Raw genomic sequence first — 1,487 nt, 5'->3', positions numbered from 1 at the left:
ACGAGGTCGACGTTGCCGTCGTCGTCGCAGGCCACCACGACGACGCGCATGCCGGCCATCACCGCCGACGCCGCGTTCGTGCCGTGCGCCGACGAGCCCGGCGCCGGCTATCTCGCCGGTGAGCTGCGCCAACGGCAGACCGGGGTCGCGCCTCCGCCGGTCGTCCCGCACGCCGGTCCCGCGCAGGCACATCCCGGGCAGCCGTTCATCCCCGGCCAGGCCGGCCCGGCGCAGATTCCGCCGCCGCCCGACGTGACGCAGTTCAGCCCTCCGCCCGGGCCGCCCGCACCGCAGCACGGTCCTGGGCAGGCCGGTCCGGGGACCCCACCGCCCGGGCCGTTCCCGCCCTCGCCGGGTTGGTACCCACCGCCCTGGCAGCAGGGCTCGCCCGGCGGCACGCCCGGGCAGCCGTACCAGGAGGCCGACGGGGTGACCCGGGTGCCGGCCCCCGCGTACCCGGACGCGGCCGCGTACCCGGATGCGAGCTGGACGCCGGACACCACAGCCGCACCGACCGCCGAGGACTTCGCCCGACGCCGCCAGGTTCGACCCGCCGACCCGGTGGCGACAATGGGTGTCCGCGCGGTGGTCAACAAGATGGGCCTCCTCCGACTCTCTCCGGGGCGGCACGAGCAGGAGCTCAAGCGGGACATCGAGATGGTGCGCCGCAACTTCGGCGGTCTGCGGCAGGTCACAGTGGTCAACCCGAAGGGCGGTGCCGGTAAGACGGTGGCCATCCTGCTGCTCGCGATGACGTTCGGTCAGAAGCGCGGCGGCTACGTGCTGGCCTGGGACAACAACGAGACCCAGGGCACCCTGGGGATGCGCGCCCAACAGGACTTCCACTCCCGCACGGTGCGGGACATGCTGCGTGACCTCGGGCAGTTCCAGGGCGCGCACGGGCGGGTCGGCGACCTGTCGCAGTACGTCCGCTCGCAGGGCGAGGGGATGTTCGACGTCCTGGCCTCGGACGAGTCGGCCACCGGCGGCGAGATGTTGACCGCTGCCGCTTTCGCCGAGATCCGTGAGGTGGTCAGCCGGTTCTACAAGCTGATCTTCGTGGACACCGGGAACAACGTCCGGGCGCAGAACTGGCAGGCGTCCATGGATGCCACCGACCAGTTGGTGGTCACCATGTCGGCCCGTAACGACTCCGCCGAGACCGCCGCCCGGATGCTCGACCACCTGGAGCAGAGCGGCCGGCAACGGCTGGTCCGTCAGGCCGTGACTGTGGTGTCGATGCCACCGTCCCGCAAGGAGATCGACCTGCCGGCCATCCAGGAGCACTTCGCAGCCCGCACCCGGGCGGTGCTGCTGGCCCCGTACGAGCGGCTCATCGACAGTGGCGAGCCGATCCGGTACGGCGGGCTTTCCTCGGCCACCCGGGACGCCTGGCTGAAGATCGCCGCGGCGGTCGTCACCACCCGCCTGACCCACGCCAACTGAGGCACACGTTGCCGGCGCCTTCCGGGCGCCGGCAACGCTGT

The 1,487-nt window shown here is 72.4% G+C and carries 1 protein-coding gene; it reads left to right on the top strand.

The genetic code is table 11. From position 1 onward, the window contains the following. The coding region (locus AB0C20_RS36105) for a chromosome partitioning protein (RefSeq protein WP_357569707.1) at nt 1-1,446 on the top strand (1,446 nt) is incomplete at its 5' end. Between the last annotated feature and the right edge of the window lie 41 nt (nt 1,447-1,487).

The sequence above is a fragment of the Micromonospora sp. NPDC048843 genome (assembly GCF_040649965.1).
Lineage (GTDB): Bacteria > Actinomycetota > Actinomycetes > Mycobacteriales > Micromonosporaceae > Micromonospora > Micromonospora hortensis.
This window is presented reverse-complemented; position numbering and strand designations above follow the sequence as displayed.